We start from the raw sequence: 18135 nt of genomic DNA on the forward strand, positions 1-18135 counted from the left end.
TGAGGAAGTAATCCTGTGATATCTCTCTACTTTCAGGGGTTTGCCCTTAGCGCCGCGCTCATTCTGCCGCTAGGGCCGCAGAACGCTTTTGTGATGAATCAGGGTGTGAAGCGTCAATACCACCTGATGACGGCGGCACTTTGTTCGTTAAGCGATATTCTGCTGATTTGCGGCGGTATCTTTGGTGGCAGCGCGTTGCTGAGCCAGTCTCCGTTGCTGCTGATGGTGATCACCTGGGCGGGCGTAGCCTTTTTACTCTGGTATGGCTGGGGCGCGCTGCGTAGCGCTTTTCAAAGCGACGTCAGTCTGGCAGAGGGTGGACCGTTAAAGCAGAGCAGAGGACGCATTATCGCGACGCTACTGGCGGTTACCTGGCTCAATCCGCACGTCTATCTCGACACTTTTGTGGTGCTGGGCAGTCTTGGCGGTCAGTTGCCGACCACCACTGCGCGTCAGTGGTTCGCGCTGGGCGCCATCAGCGCGTCGATCCTGTGGTTCTTTGGCCTGGCCCTGCTGGCCGCGTGGCTGTCGCCGCGTCTGCGTACTGCCAAAGCACAGCGAATCATTAACCTGCTGGTGGGTGCAGTCATGTGGTTTATCGCCCTGCAACTGGCGCGCCAGGGCATAACCGGTTTGTGATCACAGCGCCTGTCCGCAGCGGTAATTGCCGCGCTGCGGGCGAACTTTTGCCATAATGACCACTCAAAGCATGGCGCATACCGATGCGCTGTTTGGCTTCGCCGGTTGGAAGCCGTCATAGTGACCTTTTCAAGGAGGACTTTCATGAGACTGAAAGCATTGGCTCTGGCCGCAATCATGAGTGCCGGGGCATTGCCTGGCGTATACGCTGATGAGTTACCGAACGGGCCGCATGTGGTGACCTCAGGCAAGGCAACGGTCGATGCCCGTCCCGATATTGCGACGCTCTCTATTGTGGTAAACGTGTCATCAAAAGATGCCGCAGATGCAAAAAAGCAGGCAGATAGTCGGGTTGCACAATATTTCGATTTTCTGCAGAAAAACGGCATTGAGAAGAAAGATATCGATGCAGCTAACCTGAGCACCCAGCCAGAGTACGATTACACCAAAGAGGGTAAATCAGTTCTGAAAGGCTACCGTGCGGTGCGTCAGGTACAGGTAACCCTGCGTCAGCTGGATAAGCTGAATGAGCTACTGGATGGGGCGCTGAAGTCCGGTCTGAATGAGGTGCGTAGCGTCGAGTTAGGCGTGGCAAACCCGGAGAGTTATAAAGAGCAGGCGCGTAAAGCGGCGATTAAAAATGCGACTCAGCAGGCATCGCAACTGGCTGAAGGCTTTAACGCAAAACTGGGATCAATTTACAGCATTCGTTATCAGGTTGCCAATTATCAGCCGATGCCGATGAACCGCATGTATAAAGCGGCTTCAGCGGCAGATACCTCGGCGCAGGAGACCTACGATCAGCAGAGCATCAACTTTGACGATCAGGTTGATGTGGTGTTTGAGATCAAGCCCAACACGCCATAATGCAAAACGGGGTTTGCGCCCCGTTTTTGTTTTCAGGCTACAACGTGATCCTGACGCAGCACCCGATGTCCATGCGCAATCAGCGCATCGGTCACCCGACGCATTAACCGGCTTTCCGGCGCAAAACGATGCCAGTAAAGCATCCGGCGCTGACACAAACCTGGCGTCAGATCAATTAACTCACCGCTCGCCAGCTCACGCTCAATCTGCAGGTGCGGGATCATACAGCATGTCGAACCCTGTCTTGCCATTTGCACAAAGGCTTCAGAGGAATTGACGATGTGGCAGGGCACACTACCTGGTGAGAGGTCAAAGTTCTGCTGAAGGAAGGCTTGATGCATGTCATCAAGATGGTCAAACGCCACAGCAGGTGCTTTCAGCAAGGCAGAGCGGGTGACGCCGTTAGGGAAGAATCGATCGGCAAAGTCGCGTGATGCTACAAACAGGTAGTCGAGTGCGCCAAGCTGATCCACCAGGCAGCTAGGCAGCGGCTGCGGCTGAATACTCACCGCACCCACCACTTCACCACGACGCAGACGCTCCTGGGTGCGGGTTTCATCTTCTACCTGTAGATTCAGGCGTACGGGTGAATCTGCCAGCACATCTTTCAGCGCAGGCAGCAGCCAGGTCGCCAGACTGTCAGCATTGACCGCCAGCGACAGCAGCAGCGGCGTGGTGCCACTGTTCTCATCGCCCAGCCACTCCTCTTCCAGCAGTTCCACCTGGTGCAGTAACGCCAGCAGTTTCTGACCCTGTTCGGTCGGACGTGGTGGCACGGTGCGCACTAGCAGCGGCTGACCAAACAGATTCTCCAGCTGCTTGATACGCTGCGAAACCGCCGACTGAGTGATGCATAATTTTTGAGCGGCACGCTCAAATCCGCGTTCGCGGATTACTGAATCCAGCGCCTGAAGCGTTCGATAATCCGGGCGTTTCATTATTCTTCTCTCTCCTTCAGGATGGACGTCACTATGTCACAAAAGTGTCACCTGTGATGGCTCTCTTTTTTTTGTGGGCTGGCTTCCAAAGCGATAAATCCACGTCAGTCAGCCGAGCATTTTCAGCAAGCCTTGTTTTATACTACGCGCACTTCGTTGTCGCACAGGTTTTAAACATACCATGACCCAGGATGAACTGAAAAAAGCCGTTGGCTGGGCTGCACTTGAGTACGTGCAGCCGGGCACCGTTGTTGGTGTGGGCACCGGATCCACCGCCGCCCACTTTATCGATGCGCTTGCCACGGTCAGGCATCAGATTGAAGGCGCGGTCTCCAGCTCGGACGCCTCAACCCAGAAGCTGAAGAGCCTGGGTATACAGGTATTCGACCTGAACGAGATTGACGTGCTGTCGGTGTACGTAGATGGCGCGGATGAGATCAACCCCCAGATGCAGATGATTAAAGGGGGCGGCGCAGCGCTGACGCGCGAAAAGATCGTGGCCGCGGTGGCCCAGACCTTTATCTGTATCGCTGATGCCTCAAAAGAGGTCGATGTGCTGGGCCGTTTCCCGTTGCCGGTCGAGGTGATTCCGATGGCGCGCAGTTACGTGGCGCGTCAGCTGGTGAAATTGGGCGGTTTACCTGAGTATCGTCAGAATGTGGTCACAGATAACGGCAACATTATTCTCGATGTGCATAATCTGCGGATTCTCGATCCGATTGAGCTGGAAAAAACCATCAACGCCTTGCCTGGCGTGGTCACCGTGGGCCTTTTTGCCGCGCGCGGTGCCGATATCGCGCTGATTGGCAGGCCAGATGGGGTCAAAACCATCAAAAAATGATCTGTCCGGCGTCCGTCCGGCGCCGGTTATTTCTGCCTGCAAATCATCTTTTCTCGCCTGGGTTAAATTTGGTGACTTATGTCACATAACCGCCATCGGCAGCGGTTTCGTTCTCTCTTATCCCCCGACCTCATGATTTTGTCCGGCAATGTGCTGCTGTCAGCTATTGCCGTGCTGGCTGGCGGGCAATCGTTTGTATTGCCCGGCGCGATTTTTTTGATATTTTGACAGAAGGCTGGCTTATGGTAGTCCTCATTGAATGCTGAATAGGATCGGGAAATGGCAAAGGTATCACTGGAAAAAGATAAGATTAAGTTCCTGCTGGTGGAAGGTGTCCATCAGAGCGCGCTGGAAAACCTGCGGGCTGCAGGCTATACCAACATCGAATTCCACAAGGGCGCACTGGACTCCGACGCGTTAAAAACATCGATCCGCGATGCGCACTTCATCGGTATCCGTTCCCGCTCCCAGCTTACTGAAGAGATTTTTGCGGCGGCTGAAAAGCTGGTTGCCGTTGGCTGTTTCTGTATCGGTACCAACCAGGTGGATCTGCAGGCGGCTGCCAGCCGTGGTATTCCGGTGTTCAACGCGCCGTTCTCTAACACCCGTTCGGTTGCGGAGCTGGTGATTGGTGAGATGCTGCTGATGCTGCGTGGCATCCCGGAAGCGAATGCGAAAGCACATCGTGGCATCTGGAACAAGAATGCCAAAGGCTCATTTGAAGCACGCGGCAAAAAACTGGGTATTATCGGTTACGGTCATATCGGGATGCAACTGGGCGTGCTGGCAGAAAGTCTGGGCATGCATGTTTTCTTCTACGACATTGAAAACAAGCTGCCACTAGGTAATGCCACTCAGGTACGCCATCTGGCTGATCTGCTCAACATGAGCGACGTTGTCAGCCTGCATGTACCGGAAACCCTCTCCACGCAGGACATGATCGGCGCAGAGCAACTGGCTCAGATGAAGCCTGGCGCGCTGCTGATTAACGCCTCACGCGGCACGGTGGTGGATATTCCGGCGCTGTGTGATGCGCTGGCCAGTAAACAGGTGGGTGGCGCAGCTATCGACGTGTTCCCGGTAGAGCCGGCCACCAATAGCGAGCCGTTTATCTCTCCACTGAGTGAGTTCGACAACGTGATCCTGACCCCGCACATTGGCGGATCGACCGAAGAAGCGCAGGAGAACATCGGCATTGAAGTCGCAGGCAAACTGGCGAAATACTCCGATAACGGTTCTACCTTGTCGGCGGTAAATTTCCCGGAAGTGTCGTTGCCGATACACGGTGTCAGCGCCAGTCGTTTGCTGCACATTCATGAGAACCGTCCAGGCGTGCTGACGGCCATCAACCAGATTTTTGCTGAGCAGGGCATCAACATCGCCGCCCAATATCTGCAAACCTCGCCGTTTATGGGCTATGTGGTTATCGACATTGATGCGGAACCAGAAGTGGCAGAGAACGCGCTGCAGCTAATGAAGGCGATTCCAGGTACCATCCGTGCCCGTCTGCTTTACTAAGCGATCTGTACCGCCGGTCGCGCTGGATGGCGACACTTGGGGTTACTGGCAAAGTCTGGCCCGATCTGCTGTGAGACTGAGCCTGCTAAGGGAACACGGTCAGATCGGAAAGTCGCAAAGACGTCATCCATGACTGCTCGGCCCGCGCAATTACGCACCTCATCCCTGAGGTGCAAGCCTGGCCGGGCCAACGCTTTGCGTTGTTCAAAAACGCTCCCGGCGTTTTTGTCGCTGTCATGGGCCGCTTTCCTCTTCTGACCGTGTTCCCTGCGCGTTGAGCTATTTCATCGCTGCCAGATTCACTCTGGTTCGGGCTTTTCAGCCGCCTGAAAAAGCGACTCTTTTACTCCCACAGCCAGAGTTTTGACGGCGTCATCACCGCCGGCAAAGGCACATCCCATTCCGCAATCGGCAGGGTATCGACCTGCTGACAATCGTGTGCCAGACCCACGGGCAAAAAACCGTGCTGTCGCCAGTTCTGCAGGGTGCGATCGTAAAAGCCTCCGCCCATCCCCAGACGTTGCCCATGCTGATCAAACGCCACCAGCGGCACCACCATCAAATCCAGCTGATCAAGGGTGATCAACTGCCGGATATCCAGTGGCGGTTCAGGAATGCGCAGTTTATTTGTAATCAACGGGGTATCAGGCGAGTAGCGTAGAAACAACAAATTACCGGGAGAGAAGGGGTGTAGAACCGGCAGATAGACAGCTTTTTTCTGGTGCCAGAGCCTGGCAATCAGCGGACGGGTATTTAGCTCACCATCAACCGATAAAAACAGGGCAACATTGCGAGCGGCAGAAAGGGGAGCGTAGTTAAGGGCAAGTTCAGCGAGATGTTCAGCCGCCAGGGTTTGTTGCTCATCAGTCAATGCACGACGCAGGTGGCGCATCTGCTGCCGGATAGCCTGACGCTGTATCATTGAAGGTTCTGACATGGAAGGTTCTGACATAATTTCCCCGCCGGATAAGTCGCTGAGCAGCGACTATAACATGTCGTTCAGGGGAAAAAAGCAGGACTAACAGGAAGGGAGATCTCCGAGATGCCGCCGTAGGCTGTAACCCTTGAACCCTTGGTTCAAGGTGAACATGCCGTCGTAACCATCAGGCTTCTCGGACGAACCGAGCATGCACACAGGTTACAGAGCGTCACATTCTGTTTTTTCGAAATATCGGCTCAGGGGACTGGCCCACATGCAAACATCTCAGAGAAAATTTACCTCACCGTTACTTAAGTATAGCAACCATGAAGTTTTATTCGAACTTCGCACCCTCACGCTCAGAGATGCGACCCTGCTCAACTAATGCCTGTTCAATCGTCTGCTGCAACATACGGATACGCTGTTCCATATTAGCAGCATAATCGCGCGTTTTCACTTTCTCTTGCGCCAGCTCGTGGCAAACGTTTAACGCGGCGATGAACACCAGTTGTTCTGTATTGGTGACTCTAGTGCGAACTTTTAGATCTTGCAACCGTTGATTGAGATCTTCAGCCGCGCTATTGAGCGCATCTTGCTGCTCTGGCGGACAATTCACTCTCAACGAACGACCAAAAATTTGTAAATCTACCGGTTGTGCAGACATGCCACCTTCCTGACTGATTACTTCGCTCGCAACTCCCTTAGCAGTCAATGGCTTGGGAGGCGGGCAACTATATAGACCCACGAAATAAGATACAACCCCTTTTCTGGAAACCTTGAGGCAGCTAGTGGTAGCATAACACGAACTTATTCTGCCAACGACGATGAAAACTTATGTCCTCACAGAACGCAACCCCCGATTACAACGCGCTTGCAGCAGTGCTCTTACAGCAGGGCGTTGGAATGACGCCCGCGGAAATGCATGGCCTGCTAAGCGGGATCCTCTGCGGCGGTAACCAGGACACCAGCTGGAAGACGCTGGTACACGATCTGGCTAACGAAGGCATGGCGTTTTCACACAGTCTCGCCGTGCCGCTGGCGGCGCTGCACGAGCACACGGCAACCACGCTGGAAGATGAAGGCTTCCTGTTTCAGCTGCTGCTGCCTGCTGATGATGACATCACCGTATTTGACCGAGCTGATGCGCTGGCAGGCTGGGTTAACCATTTTCTGCTCGGGCTGGGCGTAACACAGCCTAAACTAGATAAAGTCACCGGCGAAACCGGCGAAGCAATCGATGACCTGCGCACTATTGCACAGCTCGGTTACGAAGAAGATGAAGACCAGGAAGAGCTGGAGCAGTCGCTGGAAGAGGTGATTGAGTATGTGCGTGTTGCCGCACTGTTGTGCCACGATACATTTACCCGTCCGCAGTCAACCGCGCCAGAAGTACAAAAACCGACGCTACACTAAGCCTGACGTGTCAAGTCAACGAATTCAACTGGTCAGTTTACAGGGAGTGCAGAGATGATTTCACTGGAACGATACCTGCAGCGTCGTCAGGCGCTGCTGGCGAAGATGGCGCCTGGCAGCGCAGCGTTAATTTTTGCTGCGCCAGAAGTGACGCGCAGTAATGACACTGAATATCCGTACCGCCAGAGCAGCGACTTCGGGTATTTCACCGGTTTTAACGAGCCGCAGGCGCTGCTGGTGCTGATCAAGAGCGATGAGAATCACAATCACAGCGTATTGTTTAACCGCGTGCGTGACCTGACGGCGGAAATCTGGTCTGGCCGTCGGCTTGGCCAGGAGGCCGCGCCCGACAAACTGGGTGTTGATCGCGCCTTGCCCTGGAACGATATCGGTGAACAGCTGCACCTACTGCTTAATGGCCTGGATGTGATTTACCACGCCCAGGGCGAATATGCCCATGCGGATGCACTGGTGTTCAGCGCCCTGGATAAATTGCGTCGCGGTTTCCGACAAAATCTCAGCGCCCCCGCCACCGTTACTGACTGGCGTCCCTGGGTGCATGAGATGCGCCTGTTTAAAGATGCGGATGAGATTGAGCTGTTACGCCGCGCCGGGAAAATCAGCGCAATGGCGCATACCCGCGCCATGCAAGCCTGTCGGCCGGGCCTATTCGAGTATCAACTAGAAGGGGAAATTCATCACGAATTTACCCGTCACGGTGCGCGCTTCCCCTCCTATAACACCATTGTGGGTGCCGGGGATAACGGCTGCATTCTTCATTACACCGAAAACGAAAGTGAAATGCGTGACGGCGACCTGGTGCTGATCGATGCAGGCTGTGAGTTTCACGGCTATGCGGGCGATATTACCCGCACCTTCCCGGTTAACGGCACATTCAGTCCGGCGCAGCGCGCGATTTATGACATCGTTCTGGCTTCACTGAATCGATCGCTTGCGCTATTCCGGCCTGGCGTTAGCATTCGTGAAGTGAATGATGAAGTGGTGCGCATCATGATCACTGGTCTGGTTGAGCTGGGCATCCTGGAGGGGGACGTCGATACCCTGATCGCTGAAGAAGCGCATCGGCCGTTCTACATGCACGGTTTGGGCCACTGGCTAGGGCTCGATGTTCATGACGTCGGCCACTACGGCACTCCCAGCCGCGAACGGGTACTGGAACCGGGCATGGTGTTAACTGTCGAGCCGGGCCTCTATATCGCGCCGGATGCGGACGTGCCAGCGCAGTATCGCGGCATCGGTATCCGAATCGAAGATGACATTGTGATCACTGAAGATGGCAATGAAAATCTCACAGACAGTGTGGTGAAAGAGGCCGATGATATTGAGGCGCTGATGGCGGCGGCAAAACAGGCATGACGATTCTGATTGCCGGTGGCGGCATGACCGGGGCGACGCTGGCGCTGGCGATCGCCCATCTGACCCAGGGCACACTGCCAGTCACGCTGATAGAGAGCAGTAAGCCTGGCAGCCGGGCGCATCCCGGTTTCGATGGCCGCGCTATTGCGCTCTCTGCCGGAACCTGCCAGCAGTTAGCGGATATCAACCTGTGGCAGCACATTGCCAGTTGTGCCACGCCGATTACCGACATTCATGTTTCCGATCGTGGTCACGCTGGCTTTGTGTCGCTGGCGGCGGCGGACTACCGTATTCCGGCGCTGGGACAGGTGGTCGAGCTGTTTGACGTCGGCCAGCGGCTGTTTGCTGAACTGGAAAAAGCGCCAGGCGTGACGCTGCGCTGTCCGGCACGCGTTACCCAGGCTCACCGTAGCGAGCAGCAGGTTGAGGTGACGCTGGACAGTGGCGAGCAACTCAGCGGCAAACTGCTGGTGGCGGCGGATGGCACGCGCTCTGCGCTGGCCGCCTCGTGCGGCATTCAATGGCACCGGGACGACTATCAGCAGCTTGCCGTAATTGCCAATGTCTCCACCACGCTGCCTCATCAGGGCCGGGCGTTTGAGCGTTTCACCGAGCACGGCCCGCTAGCGCTGCTGCCTATGTCCGGCAACCGTCTGTCGCTGGTCTGGTGCCATCCTCTTTCGCAACGTGAACAGATTGCGAAGTGGAGCGAGGCTGAATTCCTCAGCCAGCTGCAGCGTGCTTTTGGCTGGCGACTGGGGAAATTCACCCACACCGGCCAGCGCGAATATTACCCGCTGGGGCTACACCAGGCGGTCTCGCCGGTGACGCATCGCGTGGCGGTGGTAGGCAATGCGGCGCAGACGCTGCATCCGATTGCCGGGCAGGGCTTTAACCTTGGCCTGCGCGATGTTATGTCGCTGGCTGAAACGCTGGCAATGGCGCATCGGCAACAGCAGGATCCCGGCAGCTATGCGGTGCTGAATCACTATCAGCAGCGTCGTCAGTCCGATCGCGCTACCACCATTGGTATCACTGACGGACTGGTTCGTGTCTTTGCGAATCGCTATGGCCCGCTGGTGGCAGGACGTAACCTGGGCCTGCTGGCGATGGATCATCTGCCGTGGCTACGAAATCAACTGGCTGAGCGCACGCTTGGCTGGGTTAAGCGTTAATAAAGAGGCTCAGATGCAAACTTTTGATGTGGTGATTGCCGGTGGCGGTATGGTGGGGCTGGCGGTGGCCTGCGGCTTGCAGGGCAGCGGACTGCGCATCGCCGTACTGGAAAAATCGCCTGAGCCGCCACTGACGTTGAGTGCGTCACCGTCAATTCGCGTCTCCGCTATTAATGCCGCCAGTGAACGGCTGCTGCAGAAGCTGGATGTCTGGTCAACCATACTATCGCTGCGCTGCCGCGCGTATCACGGCATGGAAGTGTGGGATAAGGACAGTTTCGGCTCTATCACCTTTGATGACCAGGATCAGGGCTTATCGCATCTGGGCCATATCATCGAAAACCCTGTGATCCACAATGCGCTTTGGCAACGAGCCAGCGCCTGCAGCGACGTGACGCTGATGGCACCTTCGCAGTTACAGCAGGTTGCATTTGGCGACAACGAAGCCTTTATTACCCTGCAGGATGGCAGCATGTTAAGCGCGCGATTAATGATTGCTGCTGACGGTGCGAACTCATGGCTGCGCAACAAAGCTGATATTCCGCTGACCTTTTGGGATTACGATCACCATGCGTTAGTGTCTAACGTCCGCACGGAAAAGGCGCACGACGCGGTGGCACGCCAGGTATTCTACGGCGACGGCATTCTGGCTTTCCTGCCGATGCAGGATCCGCATCTAAGTTCAATCGTCTGGTCGCTCTCGCCGCAGGAAGCGAACCGATTGGAAACCATGCCGGAAGCGCTGTTCAATCAGCACCTCTCAGTGGCGTTTGATATGCGGCTCGGTCTGTGTCAGCTGGAGAGCGAGCGCAAATCGTTTCCGCTGGTGGCGCGCTATGCCCGCAACTTCGCAGCACACCGTCTGGCGTTGGTGGGCGATGCGGCTCACACCATTCATCCGCTGGCAGGTCAGGGTGTTAACCTTGGCTTTATGGATGCAGCCGAACTGATTGGTGAGATTCGCCGTCTGCATCAGCAGGGCAAAGATATTGGCCAGCACCTTTATCTGCGTCGCTACGAGCGCAGTCGTAAGCACAGCGCCGCCATGATGCTGGCGGGTATGCAGAGCTTCCGTGAAATGTTCGCTGGCAATAATCCGGCGAAGAAACTGCTGCGTGACGTCGGTCTGAAACTGGCTGACCGCCTGCCGGGGGTCAAACCCGTGATGCTGAAGCAGGCGATGGGCCTGAATGATTTGCCCGCCTGGCTACGCTAAATTAGTGCCTTCTGATAAGCCAGCCTATGCTGGCTTTTTTATGTCTGCCCCCCTTCTGCACCACAAAAAGGCAATGCTGCACCAGTAGCGATCTTCGTTTGATTTATTCTAATTTTGCGGCTGTATTCGCATTACTTTTTCTCATTTATGCCTCCACTACCAGCGGGATTTTTTTAACATCCTGAACCGTATATCGCATAAATTTGCTGCGCATATTTATAAACTCTGCATTTACTGCGCGATTAATCACAAAAATATAGGTTTTTATCCTGTTAGCAGGCGATCCTGGTTAGGCTGTTCTTCTGTTTTCGACCCCGTTTTGCTTATGGTTAATCGTCAGATTCGGTGGTAACGTCAGCCGTAAGAGAACGTTTGCGTCGGTACTGAATTCCGGCGCACTTTTGCACTCACTCGCTTCTGCACAGGATGGTTATGACTCAGCAAACACCTCTGTTTGAACAGCACCAGGCCTGCGGTGCCCGCATGGTGGATTTTCATGGCTGGATGATGCCGCTGCACTATGGCTCCCAGATGGATGAACATCATGTGGTGCGCACTGACGCCGGTATGTTTGATGTCTCTCACATGACCATTGTCGACCTGGCAGGCCCGCGTACCCGGGAATTTCTGCGCTACCTGCTGGCAAATGATGTGGCAAAACTGACACAACCGGGCAAAGCGCTCTACACCGGTATGCTGAATGCCTCAGGTGGCGTCATTGACGATTTGATTGTTTACTTTATGAGCGAGTCATTTTTCAGGCTGGTGGTGAACTCCGCCACCCGCGAAAACGATCTCGCCTGGATCAGCCAACACGCTCAGGGCTATGGAATTACGCTCACCGAACGCGATGACCTCGCGCTGATTGCCGTGCAGGGACCGCAGGCGCAACAGAAAGCGCAGACGCTGTTCAGCGAGGAGCAGCGTCAGGCTGTCGCAGGAATGAAGCCATTTTTCGGTGTTCAGGCCGGTGACCTGTTTATCGCCACGACCGGCTATACCGGCGAAGCGGGATATGAGATTGCCATGCCCGCAGGCGAGGCGGCCGATTTCTGGCAGCGTCTGCTGGCCGCTGGTGTAAAACCTGCCGGACTGGGCGCACGCGACACGCTGCGTCTGGAAGCTGGTATGAATCTGTATGGTCAGGAGATGGACGAAGGCGTTTCACCGCTGGCAGCCAACATGGGCTGGACCGTCTGCTGGGAACCCGCTGACCGCGATTTCATCGGCCGGGAAGCGCTGGAATTGCAGCGTGAACGCGGTACCGAAAAGCTGGTGGGGCTGATCCTCACAGAAAAAGGGGTGTTGCGTAACGGCTTGCCGGTGCGTTTCACCGATGACCAGGGGCAACTGCAGCAAGGGATCATTACCAGTGGTTCTTTCTCACCGACGCTGGGTTGCAGCATCGCCCTGGCGCGTGTTCCTGCCACCGTCGGCAGCACCGCCATCGTTGAGATCCGTAACCGCCAGATGCCTGTACAGGTTACCCGTCCCGTTTTTGTCCGCGCCGGTAAACCGGTCGCTCAGTAAAATTTATTCAGGAGAAATGGCCAATGAGCAATGTGCCGAATGCGTTGAAGTACCGCGACAGCCACGAATGGGTGCGCAAAGAAGCCGATGGCAGTTACACCGTGGGTATTACAGAACATGCGCAGGAGTTACTGGGCGACATGGTGTTTGTCGATCTGCCTGAAGTGGGCGCAACGTTTGCTGCGGGTGAAGAGTGTGCGGTTGCGGAATCAGTCAAAGCGGCTTCGGATATCTATGCGCCAATCAGCGGTGAGATTGTGGCGGTCAACGATGCCCTGACCGACTCACCCGAGCAGGTCAACAGCGAGCCTTATGAAGGCGGCTGGTTATTCAAAATCAAAGCCAGCGACGCGTCTGAAATCGACACGTTGCTGGATGCGGATGCTTATAAAGCCTCTATCGACGAGTAGTCGTCAGGCGGCCTCGTGCAGAGGCCGCAGATTTCTGTTTGCTCTCCGGTTTCCCCAGCCCGATTCAGGATTTACTGCTAATGACTCAGACTCTCAGCCAGCTTGAACACAACGGTGCGTTTATTGAGCGCCATATTGGTCCTTCACCTGAGCACCAGGCGTTGATGCTTGACGCTGTGGGTGCCTGTTCTCTGGAAGCGTTAATCAGCACGATTGTGCCTGCAGACATCCAACTGCCAGGGCCGCCCGCGGTTGGCGAAGCCACCACTGAACAGCAGGCGCTGGCCGAACTTAAAGCCATTGCCAGCCAGAATCTGCGTTACAAATCCTGGATCGGAATGGGATACAGCGCGGTGATCACTCCGCCAGTCATCCTGCGTAATATGCTGGAGAATCCGGGCTGGTACACCGCCTATACCCCGTATCAGCCTGAGGTCTCGCAGGGCCGCCTGGAAGCGCTGTTGAACTTCCAGCAGTTGACGCTGGATCTTACCGGCATGGATATCGCATCCGCCTCTCTGCTGGACGAAGCGACCGCGGCTGCCGAAGCGATGGCGATGGCAAAACGCGTCAGTAAACTCAAAAACGCCAATAAATTTTTCATTGCGGATGATATCCATCCACAGACACTGGATGTGGTCCGTACCCGTGCGGAGACATTCGGATTCGAACTGATTATCGATAGCGCCGACAAAGCACCCGATCATGACGACCTGTTTGGCGTGCTGCTGCAACAGGTGGGTACCACCGGCGAAGCGCACGATTACAGCGCGCTGATTGCCGGGCTGAAAGCACGCAAAGTGGTGGTCAGCGTGGCGGCGGACTTTATGTCACTGGTCTTACTGGAAGCGCCAGGCAAGCAGGGTGCAGACATCGTCTTTGGTTCGGCCCAGCGTTTCGGCGTGCCAATGGGTTATGGCGGCCCACATGCGGCCTTCTTCGCCAGCCGCGACGATCATAAACGTTCTATGCCAGGCCGCATTATTGGTGTTTCACGTGATGCCGCGGGCAACACGGCGTTGCGTATGGCGATGCAGACCCGTGAACAACATATCCGCCGTGAAAAGGCCAACTCCAACATCTGTACTTCGCAGGTGCTGCTGGCGAACATCGCCGGTCTCTATGCGGTGTTCCACGGCCCGGCGGGTCTGAAACGCATTGCATCACGCATTCACCGCTTCACCACTATTCTGGCGACCGGACTGCAACAAGGCGGCCTGAAGCTGCGCCATCAGTACTGGTTCGATACGCTGACGGTCGAGGTGGCAGACAAAGCCGCCGTGCTGAGCCGTGCCCTGAGCTTTGGCGTTAACCTGCGTAGCGATATCCATAATGCAGTCGGTATCACGCTGGACGAAACCACCTGCCGCGAAGATATTCTGGCGCTGTTCGCCATTCTGCTGGGTGACGAGCACGGTCAGGATCTGGAAAAGCTCGACAGCGAAGTGGCCAGCGAAAGCCACGCTATTCCTGCAGGTCTGCAACGCCACAGCGAAATCCTGACCCATCCGGTGTTCAACCGTCATCACAGCGAAACAGAGATGATGCGCTACATGCACAGTCTGGAGAAAAAGGATCTGGCGCTGAACCAGGCCATGATCCCGCTCGGTTCCTGCACCATGAAGCTGAATGCCGCAGCAGAGATGATCCCAATCACCTGGCCGGAATTTTCTGAACTGCATCCGTTCTGCCCGGCTGAGCAGGCCACGGGCTATCTGCAGATGATCGGTCAGCTTTCACAGTGGCTGGTGCAACTTACTGGCTATGATGCACTCTGTATGCAGCCAAACTCCGGCGCACAGGGGGAATATGCCGGGCTGCTGGCGATCCGTCGCTACCACGAAAGCCGCGGCCAGGGCGAGCGTCATCTCTGCCTGATCCCGAGCTCGGCGCACGGCACCAACCCGGCATCAGCCCAGATGGCGGGCATGGACGTGGTGGTGGTGGCCTGCGATAAACAGGGCAACATCGACCTTGGCGATCTGCGTGAAAAAGCGGCCGAGGCCGGCGACAAGCTCTCCTGTATTATGGTGACGTACCCTTCTACTCACGGCGTCTATGAAGAGACCATTCGTGAAGTGTGCCAGATTGTGCATCAGTATGGCGGTCAGGTTTATCTGGATGGCGCGAACATGAATGCGCAGGTCGGTATCACCACGCCAGGCTACATCGGTGCGGATGTTTCCCACCTTAATCTGCATAAAACCTTCTGCATTCCGCACGGCGGCGGCGGTCCGGGTATGGGACCGATTGGTGTCAAGGCGCACCTGGCCCCGTTTGTTCCGGGACACAGCGTGGTGCAGATCGACGGTGTCCTAACGCAACAGGGTGCCGTATCCGCGGCGCCGTTTGGCAGTGCATCCATTCTGCCAATCAGCTGGATGTACATTCGCATGATGGGCGCAGAAGGGCTTAAACAGGCAAGTTCAGTCGCTATTCTGAATGCCAACTACATTGCGAGCCGCCTGCAGTCTGCTTATCCGGTGCTTTACACAGGCCGTGACGGTCGCGTGGCGCACGAATGTATTCTCGACATCCGTCCGCTAAAAGAGCAAACCGGCATCAGTGAGCTGGATATTGCTAAACGCCTGATCGATTACGGATTCCACGCGCCGACGATGTCCTTCCCGGTGGCGGGCACCCTGATGGTGGAGCCGACCGAGTCAGAGAGCAAAATCGAATTGGATCGCTTTATCGACGCGATGCTGGCTATCCGCATGGAAATTGACCGGGTGGGGACAGGCGAATGGCCGCTGGACGACAACCCACTGGTCAATGCGCCGCATACCCAACTGGAAATCGTCAGTGAGTGGTCACATCCCTACAGCCGTGAACTGGCAGTCTTCCCTGCGGGCAGCCACAACAAATACTGGCCAACAGTAAAACGTCTGGATGATGTCTTTGGTGACCGTAACCTGTTCTGTTCCTGCGTGCCGATGAGCGACTATCAGTAATCTCCCCGCAGACAAACGTTAACTATCAAGGGCTGCTTCGTCGGCCCTTTTTTACTGGAGAAGCAGCATGAAACTGGCACTGGTTACGGGAGGCAGCCGCGGTATCGGACGGGCAACAGCGCTGTTACTGGCTGCCCGGGGTTATCGGATTGCGGTGAACTATCGCCAGCGCGAGGCGGAAGCTCAACAGGTGGTGGCACAGATCCAGCAGCATGGCGGTGACGCCTTTGCGATTCAGGCGGATATCAGTGATGAGGCAGAGGTGATGGCGATGTTTGCGCAGCTTGATCAGCACGCTGTGCCGCTGACGTTGCTGGTGAACAACGCCGGAATTTTGTTTCGGCAGTCCCGCACCGAGCAGCTGGATGCGGCGCGCCTGCATAAGGTCTTTGCCACCAACGTTATCGGGACCTTTCTCTGCTGTCGTGAGGCGGTTAAGCGGATGGGCACGCATCACGGCGGTCAGGGCGGCGCGATTGTAAACGTTTCATCGGCAGCATCCCGTACCGGTGCGCCAGGCGAATATGTGGATTACGCCGCCTCAAAAGGGGCGATGGATACCCTCACCAAAGGATTGTCGCTGGAAGTGGCGCAGCAGGGGATTCGGGTTAACGGCGTACGTCCTGGATTCATCTATACAGAGATGCACGCCGATGGCGGAGAGCCAGGCAGAGTGGACAGGCTTGCCAGCATGATCCCGATGGGACGTGGCGGTGAAGCAGAAGAGGTGGCGGAAGCGATCGTCTGGCTGGCCAGCGACGCGGCTTCTTACGTCACCGGCAGCATCATTGACGCTGCCGGTGGGCGTTAATCAGCTTCGTCTGAGCTGCGTCGTTATGAATTACAGGTTTTCGCCGTTGCTGGCGATAACCTGCTGATACCAGACGAAACTCTTCTTCTTCGCACGAGAAAAATCGCCGCTGCCATCATCGTTTTTATTCACATGAATAAAACCATAACGCTTGTCGTACTGGCCGGTGGTGAAAGAGACGCAATCCAGGCAGCCCCACGGCGTATAGCCCATTAAATCCACACCATCATACGTTACGGCTTTCTTCATCTCTTCAATGTGCGCCTTCAGATAGTCGATGCGGTAATCATCTTCAATCAGGCCATCAGCGTTTGGCTTGTCGATAGCACCAAAGCCATTTTCTACAATAAACAGCGGCTTCTGGTAACGCTCATACAGCGCGCTCATCGCATAGCGCAGGCCTGCCGGGTCGATCTGCCATCCCCAGTCTGACGCTTTCACATGCGGGTTTTTTACTACACCTTCAAAACCGGTAATCGGGTCATCAACCCCGCTGGCATCGCTCTTCACGGCGTTGCTCATGTAGTAGCTGAAACCAACATAGTCTGCAGAGCCCTGGCGCAGCGTCTCGGCATCATCCGCTTCCATCTGAATATCGTAACCCTTGCGCGCCCACTCTGTCAGGGTGTAGGCCGGATAGTAGCCGCGCATCTGGACGTCACTGAAGACATAGCGCTGATGCATCGATTCCTGCGCCAGTACCACATCGTCCGGGTGGCAGGAGAAGGGATAGACCGGCACCATGGCGATCATGCAGCCAATCTGAAAGTCAGGATTGATGTCGTGGCCGAGTTTCACCACTTTTGCACTGGCAACAAACTGGTGGTGCATCACCTGATACATCGCCTGTTCAGGTTTCTCATGTTCGGTAAAGATCACGCCTGAACAGCAGTAACCAAACAGCGGATACTGCCAGTTACGCTGGTTGTTGATCTCGTTGAAGGTCATCCAGTATTTCACTTTGTTTTTATAACGGTTCAGCACCACTTCGCTGAAGCGCACAAAGAAGTCGACCACTTTGCGGTTGTGCCAGCCACCATACTCTTTGACCAGATGATAAGGCATTTCGAAGTGCGAAAGGGTGATGACCGGTTCAATGCCATACTTCAGCAGTTCATCAAACAGGTCGTCATAGAATTGCAGGCCCGCTTCGTTGGGCTGTTGCTCGTCACCGTTAGGGAAGATGCGGGTCCAGGCAATCGAGGTGCGGAAACATTTGAAGCCCATCTCGGCAAACAGCGCGACATCCTGTTTGTAGTGGGAGTAAAACTCCACACCCTTGTGGTTCGGATAGAAATGGCCAGGCTGCACGCCATCGGTAATCACCCGGTCAACGCCATGTGAACCGCCGGTCATCACATCAGCAATACTGACGCCTTTGCCGCCCTGGTCCCAGCCGCCTTCAACCTGATGCGCTGCCACCGCGCCGCCCCAAAGAAAGCCCTTCGGTAACTGCAATTCTGCACTCATGCTTCACCCCATTACGGATATTGAAATTGCGCTGAGTGTAGCAAGGCAATAATGAAA

16 protein-coding genes and 1 other RNA gene are annotated in these 18135 nt (G+C 55.6%); 12 read left to right on the forward strand and 5 right to left on the reverse strand.

Annotated elements, in window-relative coordinates; all coding sequences use genetic code 11:
• Positions 1-15: 15 nt before the first annotated feature.
• Entirely contained in the window at positions 16-639 is a 624-nt protein-coding gene (gene argO, locus WFO64_RS11740; RefSeq protein WP_337011853.1) for an arginine exporter ArgO, read from the forward strand.
• 144 nt (positions 640-783) lie between these two features.
• A complete protein-coding gene (locus tag WFO64_RS11745; RefSeq protein ID WP_337011855.1) occupies positions 784-1506 on the forward strand; it encodes an oxidative stress defense protein in 723 nt (240 codons plus the stop codon).
• Positions 1507-1538: 32 nt separating this feature from the next.
• Here WFO64_RS11745 and WFO64_RS11750 read toward each other — a convergent pair whose 3' ends face one another.
• Entirely contained in the window at positions 1539-2444 is a 906-nt protein-coding gene (locus WFO64_RS11750) for a LysR family transcriptional regulator ArgP (protein ID WP_337011857.1), read from the reverse strand.
• Positions 2445-2625: 181 nt separating this feature from the next.
• Here WFO64_RS11750 and rpiA point away from each other — a divergent pair, with 181 nt between their 5' ends.
• Both rpiA and serA read left to right on the forward strand, forming a co-directional pair.
• Positions 2626-3285 carry a ribose-5-phosphate isomerase RpiA gene (gene rpiA, locus WFO64_RS11755; protein ID WP_337011859.1) on the forward strand — a complete coding sequence of 220 codons (660 nt, stop codon included), beginning with the start codon at positions 2626-2628 and terminating at the stop codon, positions 3283-3285.
• A 279-nt stretch (positions 3286-3564) separates the two neighbouring features.
• Positions 3565-4803: a phosphoglycerate dehydrogenase gene (gene serA / locus WFO64_RS11760; protein ID WP_337011861.1), complete on the forward strand. Its 1239-nt coding sequence runs from the start codon at positions 3565-3567 to the stop codon at positions 4801-4803.
• Positions 4804-5146: 343 nt separating this feature from the next.
• Here serA and WFO64_RS11765 read toward each other — a convergent pair whose 3' ends face one another.
• From WFO64_RS11765 to zapA, 3 genes are all read right to left on the reverse strand, one after another.
• Complete coding sequence (locus WFO64_RS11765; protein ID WP_337012070.1) at positions 5147-5740, reverse strand: 5-formyltetrahydrofolate cyclo-ligase; 594 nt, start codon at positions 5738-5740, stop codon at positions 5147-5149.
• A 93-nt stretch (positions 5741-5833) separates the two neighbouring features.
• Positions 5834-6017, reverse strand: a non-coding RNA gene (gene ssrS / locus WFO64_RS11770) — 6S RNA.
• 39 nt (positions 6018-6056) lie between these two features.
• On the reverse strand, positions 6057-6386 hold the full coding sequence (gene zapA, locus WFO64_RS11775) for a cell division protein ZapA (RefSeq protein ID WP_008925677.1): 330 nt from the start codon (positions 6384-6386) through the stop codon (positions 6057-6059).
• A gap of 170 nt (positions 6387-6556) precedes the next feature.
• Between zapA and WFO64_RS11780 the strand changes: the two genes are divergently transcribed.
• The 8 genes from WFO64_RS11780 (at position 6557) to WFO64_RS11815 (ending at position 16608) form a co-directional block, all read left to right on the forward strand.
• Entirely contained in the window at positions 6557-7135 is a 579-nt protein-coding gene (locus tag WFO64_RS11780; RefSeq protein WP_337011863.1) for a YecA/YgfB family protein, read from the forward strand.
• Positions 7136-7189: 54 nt separating this feature from the next.
• Entirely contained in the window at positions 7190-8512 is a 1323-nt protein-coding gene (gene pepP / locus WFO64_RS11785; RefSeq protein ID WP_337011865.1) for a Xaa-Pro aminopeptidase, read from the forward strand.
• Complete coding sequence (gene ubiH, locus WFO64_RS11790; RefSeq protein ID WP_337011867.1) at positions 8509-9687, forward strand: 2-octaprenyl-6-methoxyphenyl hydroxylase; 1179 nt, start codon at positions 8509-8511, stop codon at positions 9685-9687. Before pepP ends, ubiH begins: the two co-directional genes overlap by 4 nt.
• 13 nt (positions 9688-9700) lie before the next feature.
• Positions 9701-10903, forward strand: coding sequence for an FAD-dependent 2-octaprenylphenol hydroxylase (gene ubiI, locus WFO64_RS11795; protein ID WP_337011869.1), 1203 nt, complete (start codon positions 9701-9703; stop codon positions 10901-10903).
• 432 nt (positions 10904-11335) lie between these two features.
• Positions 11336-12433, forward strand: a complete 1098-nt coding sequence (gene gcvT / locus WFO64_RS11800) for a glycine cleavage system aminomethyltransferase GcvT (RefSeq protein ID WP_337011871.1) — start codon at positions 11336-11338, stop codon at positions 12431-12433.
• 23 nt (positions 12434-12456) lie between these two features.
• On the forward strand, positions 12457-12843 hold the full coding sequence (gene gcvH / locus WFO64_RS11805; protein ID WP_337011873.1) for a glycine cleavage system protein GcvH: 387 nt from the start codon (positions 12457-12459) through the stop codon (positions 12841-12843).
• 80 nt (positions 12844-12923) lie between these two features.
• The gene (gcvP, locus tag WFO64_RS11810) at positions 12924-15797 is read left to right on the forward strand and encodes an aminomethyl-transferring glycine dehydrogenase (protein WP_337011874.1); all 2874 of its coding nucleotides are present in this window, start codon (positions 12924-12926) and stop codon (positions 15795-15797) included.
• A gap of 67 nt (positions 15798-15864) precedes the next feature.
• Positions 15865-16608: an SDR family oxidoreductase gene (locus WFO64_RS11815; protein ID WP_337011876.1), complete on the forward strand. Its 744-nt coding sequence runs from the start codon at positions 15865-15867 to the stop codon at positions 16606-16608.
• A gap of 30 nt (positions 16609-16638) precedes the next feature.
• On the opposite strand, the gene WFO64_RS11820 is transcribed toward WFO64_RS11815, so the two are convergent.
• A complete protein-coding gene (locus tag WFO64_RS11820) occupies positions 16639-18078 on the reverse strand; it encodes a 6-phospho-beta-glucosidase (RefSeq protein ID WP_337011879.1) in 1440 nt (479 codons plus the stop codon).
• Between the last annotated feature and the right edge of the window lie 57 nt (positions 18079-18135).

The organism is Pantoea sp. AS142 (genome assembly GCF_037152305.1).
GTDB lineage: Bacteria > Pseudomonadota > Gammaproteobacteria > Enterobacterales > Enterobacteriaceae > Pantoea.

Bases quoted from the DNA above. Each gene is read 5' to 3' on its own strand.
- WFO64_RS11765 (WP_337012070.1), bottom strand. From the start codon at position 5,740: ATGTCAGAACCTTCAATGATACAGCGTCAGGCTATCCGGCAGCAGATG.
- WFO64_RS11780 (WP_337011863.1), top strand. From the start codon at position 6,557: ATGTCCTCACAGAACGCAACCCCCGATTACAACGCGCTTGCAGCAGTG.
- gcvH (WP_337011873.1), top strand. From the start codon at position 12,457: ATGAGCAATGTGCCGAATGCGTTGAAGTACCGCGACAGCCACGAATGG.
- gcvT (WP_337011871.1), top strand. From the start codon at position 11,336: ATGACTCAGCAAACACCTCTGTTTGAACAGCACCAGGCCTGCGGTGCC.
- ubiI (WP_337011869.1), top strand. From the start codon at position 9,701: ATGCAAACTTTTGATGTGGTGATTGCCGGTGGCGGTATGGTGGGGCTG.
- WFO64_RS11750 (WP_337011857.1), bottom strand. From the start codon at position 2,444: ATGAAACGCCCGGATTATCGAACGCTTCAGGCGCTGGATTCAGTAATC.
- WFO64_RS11815 (WP_337011876.1), top strand. From the start codon at position 15,865: ATGAAACTGGCACTGGTTACGGGAGGCAGCCGCGGTATCGGACGGGCA.
- serA (WP_337011861.1), top strand. From the start codon at position 3,565: ATGGCAAAGGTATCACTGGAAAAAGATAAGATTAAGTTCCTGCTGGTG.
- WFO64_RS11745 (WP_337011855.1), top strand. From the start codon at position 784: ATGAGACTGAAAGCATTGGCTCTGGCCGCAATCATGAGTGCCGGGGCA.
- rpiA (WP_337011859.1), top strand. From the start codon at position 2,626: ATGACCCAGGATGAACTGAAAAAAGCCGTTGGCTGGGCTGCACTTGAG.
- pepP (WP_337011865.1), top strand. From the start codon at position 7,190: ATGATTTCACTGGAACGATACCTGCAGCGTCGTCAGGCGCTGCTGGCG.
- WFO64_RS11820 (WP_337011879.1), bottom strand. From the start codon at position 18,078: ATGAGTGCAGAATTGCAGTTACCGAAGGGCTTTCTTTGGGGCGGCGCG.
- ubiH (WP_337011867.1), top strand. From the start codon at position 8,509: ATGACGATTCTGATTGCCGGTGGCGGCATGACCGGGGCGACGCTGGCG.
- zapA (WP_008925677.1), bottom strand. From the start codon at position 6,386: ATGTCTGCACAACCGGTAGATTTACAAATTTTTGGTCGTTCGTTGAGA.
- gcvP (WP_337011874.1), top strand. From the start codon at position 12,924: ATGACTCAGACTCTCAGCCAGCTTGAACACAACGGTGCGTTTATTGAG.